Raw genomic sequence first — 13,231 nt, 5'->3', positions numbered from 1 at the left:
ACTGGTCCAGCTTTTGTTTTATTTTTTATCCTCCGCTTACTGGTGGAATAAATGCAACGATATCGCTATCATTGACCATCGTATCATCTGCTGCATATTCTTCATTTACTGCAGCCATTGATTGATCTAATGTTAGAGCAGGATATTTTTCCTGAAGATCTCTTTTTAACTCGCTTATCGTAACCCCTGCTTTATTCCATTCTATTTGTTCTTTTCCGATTGTTTCTTGATGACCTGCGAAAAATAAGATGGTAATCATGAAAGATGCTCCTTTTCTGGTTTTCCAGTGGGATAGGCTGTTTGTTCAAGCTGATCTCCAATCCACTGTTCTCCGTCTTCCCAATGTTCTTTTTTCCAAATTGGGACAACTTCTTTAATTCGTTCAATTGCATAACGGCTTGCTTCATAACTTTCTGCACGATGAGGCGCTGCCACTGCAATTACAACCGCAATATCTGAAATGGCTAAATGACCGATGCGATGAGTAATCGCCACTTCACTTCCAGGCCATTTTTCACTAATTTCTTCGCCAATTTGAACTAATTTTTTTTCTGCCATCGGAATATAAGCATCATATTCTAATGATAAGGTTTGTTTTCCTTTTGTAAACTCTCTTACCGTGCCAATAAACGTATTAACAGCCCCCGCATGTGGGTTAACAACAAGATTTATAATTTCTTCAATTGAAATCGCTTCTTTCGTAATCGCAAATCGCTTTTTGTTCATAAAACACCTCTCATTAATTTATTGATAATCCAAGGGATATATTGCCGTCTTTGTGAAATATGAAAATATGATATACCGGTACTATCACTGTAGTTACAATTATCTGACAGCCATGATATAACTGCTTTTACATTGCTGCATTTCTCTAAAAGTTCTATATCCTTTTTATTGCGAATAAGAACGACTTTTGGATACCCTTTATTTTTAAATCCTTCTACAATAATACTGTCAATCTCTAGATAAGAGTAAATTTCTATCATCTTTTCAAGCGAGAATGACGTTGAGTTCATTGTAAGTTGATAAATCCCTTCCCCTTCTATACTAGTCGCCACTGCCCCAGCCCTGCGATGTTTTCCAGTATCTTTACTCTCATCGCTTAACAGCAGTTTTCCACCATGGCCATGATGTTTAATTGTACCGATCTTTAACCCATGATCACTGGCATTCTGTAATAAATGTTCAATTAATGTTGTTTTCCCGCTGTTTTGATATCCTACAACTTGTACAACTGGTGCTGTTATTCCCAAGTAGATCGACTGCCTTCTTCTTCAAGTAATAATACTTCTACAGCTGACCCCTTTTCAAACCCTCGCGTTCCTCCTGGAAGCATTATAAGCGAATTTGCCTCGGCTAATGATGTTACAACATTGGATTTATCAAGTCCGGTTGGATTTACGACTAATTTTCCTTCCTCGATTAGCACAGCACTTCGAACAAAACGTGTAAAAGGATTAGGTTTTAGAAAATCACTTTTTAAAACAGCATTTGCTTTCAGAAGATGTGCTTTTTCTGATAATAAATAGGATTTGATAAGCGGACGTACAAACAGTTCAAACCCAACATAACAAGCAGAAGGGTTTCCTGAAAGACCAAATAATACTTTTTCACCTAAAACAGCCACTGTTGTTACACTACCAGGTCGCATCGCCACTTTATTAAACAGAACCTCGGCATGGAGTTTTTTATAAATGGCGGGCAAATAATCAAAATCTCCGACCGAAACACCGCCTGTTGTAATTAAAAAATCCACTTCTTCAAGAGCCTCTTTGATCGCCTCATAGCATGGTTCAAAATCATCTGCAAGCTTTCCAAAATATTTCGGAATGGCTCCAGCACGCTTAATTTGTGCTTCAATCATAAATGAGTTGCTGTTACGAATTTTCCCAGATTGAAGAGGTTCGTTCACATCTAATAATTCCGTCCCTGTCGCATAAATTCCTATAACCGGCTTTTTTACAACAGGTACTTTCGCATAACCAAATGTTGCCAAAAGTGCCTTTACTCCAGGAGTAATTTTTGTTCCTTTTTTTACAAGGGGGGTTCCTTTTTTTACATCTTCACCCTGAAAAGAAATGTTATCACCTGATTGAAACGAGCGCTTTAGTTGAATAAAATCTTTTTTATCACGGTTTACTTCCTTTACTAATTCGAGCATCACAACTGCGTCTGCCCCTTTTGGCAAAATAGCTCCTGTCATAATACGAGTTGCTTGTCCTTTCTTTACCTCATATTTTGGCACAGCTCCTGCCCCTATTTCCTCAATAACTTCGAGTGCAATAGGTGAATTTGCTGATGCTTCACTCGTATCCTCTGCTCTAACAGCAAATCCATCATACGGGGAACGATCAAAAGGGGGAACATCATGAGCTGCAGCAAGATCATGACCTAAATAACGATTATCGCTGTCTTGCAATGAAACAAACTCCACTTCACCTTGTTTTGGATAATTCATGACTCGTTTAACAGCCTCTGAAACTGGAATAGGTTTTCTTCTCTCAACCATTCCACCACCTCCTAAAAGTAATTTTTTCATATATGTATGGTTATAAGTGTAGCAAATATTGCGAAATCTAGAAATAAAAAAAGAGGGGTCTCCCTCTTTTATTGAACACCTAATGCAATTTTCGCAAGACGAGACATTTTATCTTTTGTCCACGGCGGATTCCAAACAATGTTAACTTCTGCTTCCTTCACTTCTTCAATATCAGACAATGCCTGTTTTACCTCATGAGCAATTTGACCTGCTAATGGACATCCCATTGATGTTAAGGTCATTGTAACTGTGACAACACCTTCTTCATCCATTTCAACATCATATACAAGTCCTAAATTTACAATATCAACGCCTAATTCAGGATCAATGACCATTTCAAGTGCTCCCATGATGTTTTCTTTTAATTTTTCATCCATTTTTCACTGCTCCTTTCCTTGCTTCTATTCTTCCATCATTATAACCTTTCTTATCTTCTACATAAAACGATCTGTTTCTGTAAATAGAACGTCCCTTCTATAAATGTTTATAAAACCAAGCAGCAGAAGCCTCTACCCCTTCCTGTGTAACCGCATGACCAGCTTTTTCATCTGTTATAAATTTCAGATTCTCACTGGGGTTTATATACATGTTTTTAATGTTCTCATAAAAGCGATATGTATAAGAATATGGTACCACTTTATCCGCTGTACTATGCCAAAATAAGAGGGGACGATGATGAAGTTTTTCTTTTTGAAGAGTAAGATCATAAGGTTTTAACAGTTCGAATGTTTTTTTAATATCTTCTTTGGAAAACGTCATTTTCTTTTCTTTTTCCATATAGTCGATTTGTGCTTTGGTTAGTTCTAAAAAACTTGGACATCCCATTAGCGAAACACCGACTTTAATATATGGATATTTTGTTAAAGCACCAAAGGTAATCATTCCTCCCATTGAAGTACCAGCAACCCCAATTCGATCATCTTGAATTAATTTTTTTTGCTGATATTCATTTATAATAGCCCCAATCTCTTCAATACTTTGAATAACGATGTTCCAAAAAGAGCGATTACGAAATTCTTCTGTTACCTCTTTGCTGCGCTCTCCATGATAATTAGCTTCTGGTAAAATAACACGAAAGCCTTTTTCAGCAAGTAAATAAGCATAATGAAGATTTCTTTCTTTTATACTTGTAAATCCATGCTGAAAAATAATAAGCGGAAGCGGCTTACTAAAAGATTTTTGTAAAGCAATGTGTAAAACAGGGACGTCAGCTATGCTTTCTTTATTAATTACGATCATTTTCTTCCTCCTTTCTAGATAAGAAAACAGAACATTTTTTTCAGTTTACCATTAATCCCCTCTAAACAAAAAGAAAATAGCCTGCACTACGCAGACTATTGCTGTTTATGTTCATTATAATATTGAACAGGATACACCGATCCCTCTGATACCATCTTATTATCTCTTATATTTTGCGGATCAGGTTTTCCAGCCTTTTCAATTGGCAATGACTTTTCATTTTGGTTTCTAAAATCCATCAATTTGTCTTTGCCCTTCATAATGGTTTCTTTTACTTTTGCACGTTTATCTTTATCCTTTAAAAGTACTGATGCCCCAACTGCTCCGACAGCAACTGACGTAGATAATAATACATCCCGCTTTCTCATTTCTTTCACCTCAATATAATTATTGTTTACTATGTGTATTCCCGATTATGATGATAGTAAACATATTACTCATCTTTTACATTTGTATGGTAAAATGACTAAATTACACGAAAACAAATAATATTTTTATCTTTATAAAGGTATTCATTGCAGGAATTAAAGTAGACGAATTCTTAAAATATGTCATGTTACAGCTTTTATGACAATATAGATGAAAAACAATAGAAACCATTTTACCCACAAAAATTATGATAAAGAGGGATTATTTTTATGAAAAAATCTTATTTAATCGCCTTAGACCTAGATGGTACACTTTTAAGCGACGATAAAAAAATCTTACCAAAAACAAAGCAAGCATTAAAAAAAGCCATGGAAGCTGGTCATAAAATTGTAATTTCAACAGGACGTCCTCACCGGGCCAGCGCATTATATTATCGCGAGCTAAAACTGAATACACCGATGGTTAATTTTAACGGCGCCTATGTGCACCACCCAATTGATCAAAGTTGGAAAGGATACCATTTACCAGTAGATTTAAAGGTTGCAAAAAATATTTTTCAAACATGTTATGATTTTAAAGTAAAAAATATTATGGCTGAAGTTGTTGATGATGTATATTTAAACAAACATGACAAAGTGATGGTTAACAGTTTCACCATGCCTGATTTTCCTATACGAACGGGAAACCTTCACAGTATTTTAAAAGATCATCCTACTTCGATTTTAGTTCATCCTCATGAGCATCACCTTGATGAACTAAGAGAAAGCATTCATTTAGCTCATGCTGAAGTAATTGAACATCGGGTTTGGAATGCACCTTGGAAAATTATCGAAATTGTAAAAAGCGGTCTTAATAAAGCGGTTGGGTTAAAACATATAGCAGAATATTATAACATTCCCAAAGAACGTGTAATTGCATTTGGCGATGAAAGCAACGATCTCGAAATGATTGAGTATGCAGGTCAAGGAATTGCGATGGAAAATGCCATTGATGAATTAAAAAATATTGCAAATTTTATTACTAAAAGCAATGAAGATGACGGAATTGCCCACTACCTTGAACATTCGCTTCCCATGTAGATGCCTTGTCAGAATACACATAAATTTCTCCTTTCAAGAACACACTATAAGATGAATAAAATGAAGGAGGAATTTCAATGGGAAAACAAAGCAAAGCAAAACAGCGCAGCAATCAACAAGGTGCGGACAAAGCCGTGCGCGATGACGATAAACATGATCGTACACCAATGAAATCTGGAGCGCCTATAATAGAAGAAAACTTTAAGTAATAGAGAATTTTTCTCTTAGAAAACATTCATCCAAACCTCGGTTGACAAATTATTCTTTTAATTATATAAACCCGCATACAGCATAGTTAATAGATATCTTAAAATTGCGAAAACTTATTTCGCAATTTTTTTTCGCCCTTTAGTACTAGAAATGTTGTTTATTTTTGTAATTACCGCCTCTGATAATATACGATAACCTTTTTCATTAAAATGAACGCCATCATGCTTTAATACTTTTGATTGCTCCTTTGCTGCCATTATTGTCCAAAGATTAATAAAATAACTGCCTGTTTCTAAAGAGACTTGTTCAACAGCATGGGCATATTGATATAATGCAGCATTTTTTCTAGGAGTATTGACGGCGTATTCGTTTACAGGAGAGGGGCTAATTAATATGACCTTTTTAGGTGAAAGTTTTTTAACCATGTAAGTTAAATTTTTTTAAAATTCATAAACATCCACTCTTTTGTTTCCATGACTATCAAATGTTCCGAATAAAATCGTAACAAGATCAGGCTTATAACTTAACACATCTTCTTGAAACCGAGCAAGACCTGTTCTTGTCGTTTCACACGGGACACCTGCATTAATAACTGTCCACTCTTCTAATTCTTCCCGAACTCTTGACGTAAACCGTAATGTACCATTCGTATCTACTTCTTTTGCAGTCATACTATCTCCAAAACAAACCAATGTAGGCATCTTGTTCCTCTCCCTTCTTTCTGTGACTTTAGTGGTTATTACATAATTTCGATGCTTATTAATAAATTATGTACAGATAATATTAACTTGCTTTGTTTAAATTTATACAGCTTCAACTTAAGGATTGATTTTAACTTTATATAGATCTTCTTTATTATTAGACGAACAATAATCGAAAAAGTTTCATTTTTTCTATAAAAAATTATTTTTGTATTAAATTTTTACTCTCTATCAGTTAAAATGTGCTATAGAGTGATTTATTATTTTTTGGGAGAAACAGGAGGGCCAAACATGAAGATTTATGAGGTTCCAGCACAAGCAGATGATGAACTGCAAAAAAAGATTGCTGATTTATTAATGCAGCAAATGACTCGTACTCACACAGAAGAAACTTATCACACATTATTAAATGGGATTCAACAATCACTACAGGAAGGTTCCTTATCAAAAATTGTTGTAGCAGAGGAGCAAGGATCAATTTTAGGACTAGCTTTTTTTAATATTGGCATTAGCTTAAAAAAAGGCGGAAAATATATTTGGTTGAACGACCTTTTTGTTCATAATGAGCATCGTAATCGCGGGATTGCAAAAAAAATTCTCCTTCATGTTATTCACTGGGCTGAAAAAGAAGGATTAAAAGGAATTGAACTTGAAACAGGAATTAACAACTCTGTTACAAAGCACTTATATAATTCTTTAGGATTTCATGACATTATTTCTAAACGGTATGGTTTCACTTTTTAATAAACATCATTTTTTAAATTGAAAAGCAGCTGCTTCAATAAAACCCATAAATAAAAAGCCAATTTTAGTGCTAGCACTAAAATTGGCTTTTTATGATTAAAGTAACTCTAAGGAAATAAACAGCTGATTTGTATGGCTGCCATCGTTTGCACTTTGTTCAAATAGTTCAAGTATTAATTTACTTCATTCTCTTCTACTTGTATGGAAATTTCATCGGATAATTTGTCCGCGCTTATTTTCGGAGAGGATTCACTTATTGTAATCTGTCCTTTTATTTGATAAGGGCCAGTCTGCACATTTGAGGTTTTCCAAACATCATGCCATTTCATTTGACTACCCTCTTTAAGGACCTTCGTTTCAATGGCTTGAGTAAATGTTTTATCCTTTGAAAAGCGATAAACTTCTTCATTCTTGTCATTTAAAACGATAATTTCAAATTGCTGTCCACTCGAAAAAGTTAATTTTACATCTTCTGAACTATTATTTTGAAGAAGAAGTGTAATGTGGAGCGCTTGTTTTTCTTGTTTTGCTTCAACGAATGTTTGCACTTCCTCTAAACTTGCATGTTCTTCTACTTCTCCATTGTTAGTGTTTTGGCTGGAATTTGTTCCACATCCGCTTATTAAAATCAGCCCACTTATGATTACTAAAAAGAAAAAACGCATGAAATCACCTACCTTTTATTTTTTCACTATATGATATATAACTGCCTAAAATCAATAATAGTTTCACTTTTGCATAAATCCTCATTGATTTCATGATAAGTTACGATTACACTTTAAATAAAAGCTTGTACTAAAACTTAAAAAGTAGGTGAAGAAATGCAGGTCAAAATTATTACAGACTCCAGCTGTGATCTTCCTGTAGAATTTTTGGAAAAGTATGAAATCGACATGGTGCCATTAGTCGTAAATTTAGAAAATGAAGAGTATTTTGACAAAGAAACGATTCAATCAAATGACGTATATGATGCCATGCGTAATGAAAAAGTACCTAAAACAGCACAAGCACCCGCATACAGACTTCAAGAAACCTTTACTTCTTATGCTGAAAAACAGCATCCTATTATTTTTATTGCCATGTCCTCAAAATTATCCGGTACATACCAAACGGCTGTGTTAATGAAAGAAGAAGTTCTCGAAAAATTTCCGAACGCTTCTATTGCCGTTATTGATTCTTATGCAGGTTCAGGAGGACATGGACTTCTTGTTAAATATGCAGCAGAACTCGCGCATGCTAATAACAACCTAGAAGATATGGAAAGAAAATTAAATCATGTCCGTAATCATATTGAACACATTTTTACCGTTGATAATGTGGAATATTTATACCGCGGCGGTCGTTTAAGTAAAGCTTCAGCAGTGATCGGAGGATTGCTTAATATAAAGCCGATTTTAACGCTTCCTCAAGGTAAAATCCACCCCGTGGGTAAAGTAAGAGGTCAAAAAAAACTCTACACCAAAATTTTAGAATTGATGACTGAACGTGGGGAAAACTTGGAAGAACAAACTATTATTATTGTCCATGCAGATAATTCTGAAGGAGCAGATCATTTAAAAAAATTGATTGAAGAAAAAACAAACTGTCATTCTTTTATTATTCACACCATCGGCAGTGCCGTTGGCGCTCATGTAGGACCAGGAGCACTTGGAGTTTTCTTTTTTAATCAATTATCTATAGAATAAACGCTCCATCATTTGTTCATGTTAAGAAATGAACCAAACATTTTATGCTGGAGGTATTTTATGTCTACTACAAAAGACAATAACAAAAAACCGGTTGACGGTAATGCTGTACGCCAACAAAAAAACAACTTGCGGGAACGAAATGCAGAAGAGCGTGGAGAGCGCCAATACTCTAAAAAAACAGATCATATTTAAATGCAAAATGAGCCTGATCGGGCTCATTTTGCATTTGTTTTATCATTTGTTTCTGCATCTGTTCTCTACAGCTTAAATTATCAAAAAGCGCATAATTTCCTGCAATTCGATTATGATATGGAAATGAAACAGATTATTATGCTGAAGTTTAAGGAGTATGATAGAAATGAGTAATGAATATTATCCTGCAGGTCAACCAGCCCAGCATCAAAACCATCAGCCTGGAATAGAATCGGAAATGACTCCCCTGCCAATCTCAGAAGATACAGCCTATGTTGGAAGCGGTAAATTGAAAGAGAAAGTTGCAATTATTACAGGTGGAGACAGCGGCATTGGACGCGCTGTCGCAATTGCCTATGCAAAAGAGGGAGCCAATGTAGTAGTTGTTTATTTAAATGAACATGAAGATGCAGAGGAAACAAAACGGCAGGTTGAGGAGGAAAGAAAAACATGTATTCTTCTCTCTGGTGATATTGGAGATGAAACGTTTTGCAATCAAGTAGTTGAAAAAACAATTTATAAATTTGGCAAACTTGATATTTTAGTTAACAACGCTGCTGAACAGCATCCTCAATATGGGATTGAATTTATTACATCAACACAGCTTGAAAATACATTTCGAACCAATATATTTTCAATGTTTTACTTAACCAAAGCTGCTTTAAAACATTTAAAACAAGGAAGTACGATTATTAACACTACTTCAATTACAGCATATCTTGGTCATGATCAATTAATTGACTATTCCGCTACAAAAGGAGCCATTACTACATTTACTCGTTCTTTATCACAGTCACTTGTTCAAAAAGGGATTCGTGTAAACGGGGTAGCACCTGGTCCGATATGGACACCATTAATCCCTTCCACATTTAGTAAAGAAAAAGTTGCTTCTTTTGGAAGAAATACACCGATGAAGCGTGCAGGTCAGCCTGAAGAAGTGGCTCCTAGTTATGTATTCCTTGCTTCTGATGATTCTTCCTACATGACAGGTCAAGTTCTTCATGTAAACGGAGGGAGAATCGTAAATGGTTAGTTTTTAAAGCTGCGTTATTTTAATTAAAATAGTTAAAAAAGAAGTATGCCAGAGCGTCATACTTCTTAAAATAATTCCTCTCCCCTTTATGTGCTAACAAATTTCTTCTTTTTTAATTCCGCCTAAAAATTCATCTACAATTTGATTAAATTTTTCTTTTTTTTCAATATTAGAAATATGTCCTGTTTTGTCAAAGATAACTAACTTCGAATGGGGTACTAATAAATGAGTTTGCATGGCATTCATCGCAGGTGTCACATGATCTTCTGCACTTCCTATAACTAAAACAGGAATTGAAATAAACGGCAGCATTGGAATGAAATTTTTTCCAACAGCGGCTTCTGCTGATTTAATATAGGTTTCTTTATGAATTAAAAAAGCTTTCTTTGTATCCGCTATCATTTTTGGATTTACTTTATTGTATAAACAGTTATAAACAGTTAAATTTATATATTCTTCTTCTGAAAGTCTGGAAATTGAGTCTAATCGCTTTCGAACTGCTAGTTTCCCTAAGGCTGGAGGAATATAAGAAACCGTATTACAAAGAATCAAAGACTTTACTCTGTCAGCACTATTTCGGTATATTTGCTGGGCAACAATTCCCCCAAGCGAAAGGCCGCAAATATGTGCTGAGCGAATGTTTAAATGGTTTAATAATGCTATGATATCGTTTGCAAAATTTTTAACTGTTAATTCTTTTTTGATTGGTGACTGGCCATGTCCTCTTAAATCTGGAATAATTAATCGAAATCTGCTTGCAAGTTCATGCTGTGACTTCCAAGCCTCTTTTCGTGAACCTAAACCATGAATGAACACTAAAGGCTCCCCTTTTCCAATATCATCATAGACAAACATTATTCAACCGCCCTTTTTGTTTGTATATTTTTACCACACGAACTAGTTTGAGGTTTTTTTGGACGATCCATACCTCATTATGCAAACAAATGGTTGAAATCCTATTTAGTATATGATTTAGGGGAGAATTTGCTCAAGATGGATTTTTCTTCATGCAGTGTTATCTTATCTCTATGCAAACTTGTTTGTTAAAATGAATAGTTTCTTTAACTTTTTAATAGATAACAAGATTGTCTTTTGATCATTTTTGCTGGAATTGTAATCCGCTTTGGCAGCGCATTAGGATGTTTAATTTTTTCAATTAAACAATTTGCTGCTTCAAATCCAAGCTGAAAAATATTAATATCAACAGATGTTAATGGAGGCCTTGAATAATCCGATAACATAATATTATTAAAGCTAATAATTGAAATATCCTCTGGAACTCTTACATTCATATTATCAAGGTGACTCAGCATACCAAAAGCCATTAAATCATCTGAAACGACAAGTGCTGTTGGCGGCTGATCTAAAGATAACAGCTCAGCAATCGCATCCCTTCCACCTTCCTTAAGAAACTTTTCATGGATTGTATATTCATCATGAAAAGGGATTTCTGCCTCAATTAATGCTTGTTGATAACCACGCATCCGATCACGTGTGACAACTAAATCTAAATTTCCCCCTACAAAGGCAATTCGCTCATGACCAAGCTGAATTAAATAATCGGTTACTTCCTTTGCAATGTAATAATTATCATTGTCCACATGTGTTATGCGTTCAGCATGAATATATGGTTTACCAATCACTGTAAAAGGAAACTGTTCCTCTTCTAGATAATTCATTATTTGATCATCGACACGGGAATACAATAGAATAATTCCATCGACACGCCGCCCTTGCACCATTGTAACCACTTCCTCAAAAATTTCCTCTTCTGTTGTTCCAGTTGATAAATATAATCCATAACGATTTTCATATGCCTTTGTACTAATCCCTCTTAAAACCTCAGGAAAAAAAGGATTTTGCAGAACATTATGGGCAGCACTAGGCATAACTACACCCACTGTATCTGTACTTTTATTTGCTAAACTTCTTGCATGAAAATTCGGATGATAACCTAACTGTTTCATCGTTTCGCGTACACGTCTTTTTGTTTTTTCACTTATGCGCGGGTTGTTCGCAATTACTCTTGAAACAGTAGATGGTGAAACATTTGCCATTTTTGCTACATCTTTTATCGTTACTGCCATGCCGGGCCCTCCTCCACACACTCCAATAAAAAGTTTTTTATATTTTTTCGAAAGTATCTCTAAATGAAATTAAACGCTTAACCCTTTGCTTCAACTGCAATTGTAAACGATTCCGCTGATAAAATACAGTTTTTTGAAAAATAAAAGATGAATAATTTTAAAAATGTTACACTATGTATCTAATTTTAGCAGTTAATTAATATAACATAATTATTATAAAAAACAGAAAACCTTATCTTTTGCTGTCATTAGCAGTCCTGTTAAACCATTACAAAACAAATCGCTGTAAAACTTCCTATACAGACTAAATATTACACAACAAATCAGAACAATCGCTTGCATGTTTTTGTTAACACAGCAAATAATGTTAAAAACAACCTAGTTTTGTTTTTCTAGGCTATTTTTTCTTTTTGAAAGACGCTGATATTGTGTCGCACTCACGCCCACTTCTTTTTTAAACAGCTTCGAAAAATAAGCAGAATCATCAATACCAATTTTGTTAGCAATGGCACTAATTTTATTGCTGGAATTCACTAATTCCTGTTTCGCGATAAATAGACGATATTGAGTTAAATACTGCATCGGTGAAATGCCGATTGTTTTTTTCATTGAACGTACAATATAATCGGGATGGTAAAGCAGTGCCTTTGATAAATCGTCCATTTTAATGGATTGATGATAATTTTTTTGCAGATATTCAATTACCTTACTCGTTACTTGTTCAGCAGCAGACGGGATATGAATGGCATCCTTTTGTAATTGAATAATAAAATCATAAAACAATGTTTGTTGTTTCAGTCTTTCTTCAGGACTTGCCACTTTATTTAAAGCAATTAAACTTTTTAACTGCTGTTCGAGCGCCATTTTTGATTGAAATTTTCCATAACGAGGAAGATAGAAATTAAAATAATCTGACTCTGTAAAGGAACTTTCACGCTTAATAATATCAGACCAATCTATGCTTTGTTTATTTACAATTTGATAGTCATCCATTGAAAAATGAAGCCAATAAATGGATGTATCTTCTGCACAAACTTGATGACCAAAATGCTCTAATCCTGGCAAAAGAATAATATACTCTCCTTCTGAAATGGAATACGCTTGTTTATCTTCGGTCATGTGTAACGTCCCAGACTTTACATATATAAAGTCAAATACGCTGAATGTACGTTTAAAGTGTTTATCCCCTTTTCGAAATACACCTTCAGCTCCTTTTATAAATGTTGGGAATGGCGGGATATGAAAGCTAATCATTATAAACACTCCTTTTGCTATGTCGGGATTTTACAATTCATATCGTTTCTATCTCTTTTTATCATACCAAAATCTAAGTAAACTAGTGACTATATT

The 13,231-nt window shown here is 34.6% G+C and carries 17 protein-coding genes and 1 pseudogene; 6 read left to right on the top strand and 12 right to left on the bottom strand.

Annotated elements, in window-relative coordinates:
• Positions 1 to 25: 25 nt before the first annotated feature.
• The 7 genes from moaD to DS031_RS11440 form a co-directional block, all read right to left on the bottom strand.
• Positions 26 to 259 carry a molybdopterin converting factor subunit 1 gene (gene moaD, locus DS031_RS11470; RefSeq protein ID WP_113806220.1) on the bottom strand — a complete coding sequence of 78 codons (234 nt, stop codon included), beginning with the start codon at positions 257 to 259 and terminating at the stop codon, positions 26 to 28.
• Positions 256 to 726, bottom strand: a complete 471-nt coding sequence (locus DS031_RS11465) for a molybdenum cofactor biosynthesis protein MoaE (protein WP_113806219.1) — start codon at positions 724 to 726, stop codon at positions 256 to 258. Before DS031_RS11465 ends, moaD begins: the two co-directional genes overlap by 4 nt.
• Entirely contained in the window at positions 723 to 1,253 is a 531-nt protein-coding gene (gene mobB / locus DS031_RS11460; protein ID WP_181833119.1) for a molybdopterin-guanine dinucleotide biosynthesis protein B, read from the bottom strand. The genes DS031_RS11465 and mobB overlap by 4 nt, the downstream gene beginning before the upstream one ends.
• A complete protein-coding gene (locus DS031_RS11455) occupies positions 1,244 to 2,509 on the bottom strand; it encodes a molybdopterin molybdotransferase MoeA (protein WP_113806217.1) in 1,266 nt (421 codons plus the stop codon). Before DS031_RS11455 ends, mobB begins: the two co-directional genes overlap by 10 nt.
• Positions 2,510 to 2,607: 98 nt before the next feature.
• Positions 2,608 to 2,916 carry a metal-sulfur cluster assembly factor gene (locus tag DS031_RS11450; RefSeq protein WP_113806216.1) on the bottom strand — a complete coding sequence of 103 codons (309 nt, stop codon included), beginning with the start codon at positions 2,914 to 2,916 and terminating at the stop codon, positions 2,608 to 2,610.
• A 97-nt stretch (positions 2,917 to 3,013) separates the two neighbouring features.
• A complete protein-coding gene (gene yjfP / locus DS031_RS11445) occupies positions 3,014 to 3,778 on the bottom strand; it encodes an esterase (protein WP_113806215.1) in 765 nt (254 codons plus the stop codon).
• A 95-nt stretch (positions 3,779 to 3,873) separates the two neighbouring features.
• Positions 3,874 to 4,146, bottom strand: a complete 273-nt coding sequence (locus DS031_RS11440) for a hypothetical protein (RefSeq protein ID WP_113806214.1) — start codon at positions 4,144 to 4,146, stop codon at positions 3,874 to 3,876.
• Between the two features lie 270 nt (positions 4,147 to 4,416).
• Between DS031_RS11440 and DS031_RS11435 the strand changes: the two genes are divergently transcribed.
• A complete protein-coding gene (locus DS031_RS11435; protein WP_113806213.1) occupies positions 4,417 to 5,226 on the top strand; it encodes a Cof-type HAD-IIB family hydrolase in 810 nt (269 codons plus the stop codon).
• A gap of 77 nt (positions 5,227 to 5,303) precedes the next feature.
• Entirely contained in the window at positions 5,304 to 5,435 is a 132-nt protein-coding gene (locus tag DS031_RS24450; RefSeq protein ID WP_281269117.1) for a hypothetical protein, read from the top strand.
• 114 nt (positions 5,436 to 5,549) lie between these two features.
• Here DS031_RS24450 and DS031_RS24150 read toward each other — a convergent pair.
• Positions 5,550 to 6,137 (bottom strand): annotated as a pseudogene (locus DS031_RS24150) (GDSL-type esterase/lipase family protein).
• Positions 6,138 to 6,428: 291 nt separating this feature from the next.
• On the opposite strand from DS031_RS24150, the gene DS031_RS11420 reads away from it, so the two are divergent.
• Complete coding sequence (locus tag DS031_RS11420; protein ID WP_113806210.1) at positions 6,429 to 6,881, top strand: GNAT family N-acetyltransferase; 453 nt, start codon at positions 6,429 to 6,431, stop codon at positions 6,879 to 6,881.
• 173 nt (positions 6,882 to 7,054) lie between these two features.
• On the opposite strand, the gene DS031_RS11415 is transcribed toward DS031_RS11420, so the two are convergent.
• Entirely contained in the window at positions 7,055 to 7,546 is a 492-nt protein-coding gene (locus tag DS031_RS11415) for a BsuPI-related putative proteinase inhibitor (RefSeq protein WP_113806209.1), read from the bottom strand.
• A 156-nt stretch (positions 7,547 to 7,702) separates the two neighbouring features.
• Here DS031_RS11415 and DS031_RS11410 point away from each other — a divergent pair, with 156 nt between their 5' ends.
• The 3 genes from DS031_RS11410 to DS031_RS11400 all read left to right on the top strand — a co-directional run bounded on the left by DS031_RS11410 (position 7,703) and on the right by DS031_RS11400 (position 9,794).
• Positions 7,703 to 8,566 (top strand): DegV family protein, encoded by an 864-nt coding sequence (locus DS031_RS11410; RefSeq protein WP_113806208.1) that lies wholly within the window; start codon positions 7,703 to 7,705, stop codon positions 8,564 to 8,566.
• 60 nt (positions 8,567 to 8,626) lie between these two features.
• Complete coding sequence (locus tag DS031_RS11405; protein ID WP_113806207.1) at positions 8,627 to 8,761, top strand: DUF3941 domain-containing protein; 135 nt, start codon at positions 8,627 to 8,629, stop codon at positions 8,759 to 8,761.
• 166 nt (positions 8,762 to 8,927) lie between these two features.
• Positions 8,928 to 9,794 carry an SDR family oxidoreductase gene (locus tag DS031_RS11400; protein WP_113806206.1) on the top strand — a complete coding sequence of 289 codons (867 nt, stop codon included), beginning with the start codon at positions 8,928 to 8,930 and terminating at the stop codon, positions 9,792 to 9,794.
• A gap of 93 nt (positions 9,795 to 9,887) precedes the next feature.
• Here DS031_RS11400 and DS031_RS11395 read toward each other — a convergent pair whose 3' ends face one another.
• The 3 genes from DS031_RS11395 to DS031_RS11385 all read right to left on the bottom strand — a co-directional run bounded on the left by DS031_RS11395 (position 9,888) and on the right by DS031_RS11385 (position 13,135).
• A complete protein-coding gene (locus DS031_RS11395) occupies positions 9,888 to 10,649 on the bottom strand; it encodes an alpha/beta fold hydrolase (RefSeq protein WP_113806205.1) in 762 nt (253 codons plus the stop codon).
• A gap of 206 nt (positions 10,650 to 10,855) precedes the next feature.
• Complete coding sequence (locus DS031_RS11390) at positions 10,856 to 11,881, bottom strand: LacI family DNA-binding transcriptional regulator (RefSeq protein WP_113806204.1); 1,026 nt, start codon at positions 11,879 to 11,881, stop codon at positions 10,856 to 10,858.
• A 378-nt stretch (positions 11,882 to 12,259) separates the two neighbouring features.
• Complete coding sequence (locus DS031_RS11385; RefSeq protein WP_113806203.1) at positions 12,260 to 13,135, bottom strand: AraC family transcriptional regulator; 876 nt, start codon at positions 13,133 to 13,135, stop codon at positions 12,260 to 12,262.
• Positions 13,136 to 13,231: the final 96 nt, after the last annotated feature.

It is taken from the genome of Bacillus taeanensis, from assembly GCF_003318295.1.
GTDB classification, from domain to species: domain Bacteria; phylum Bacillota; class Bacilli; order Bacillales; family UBA6769; genus Maribacillus; species Maribacillus taeanensis.
The sequence above is the reverse complement of the archived record's forward strand: the minus strand, read 5'-3'. Positions and strand labels throughout refer to the sequence as shown.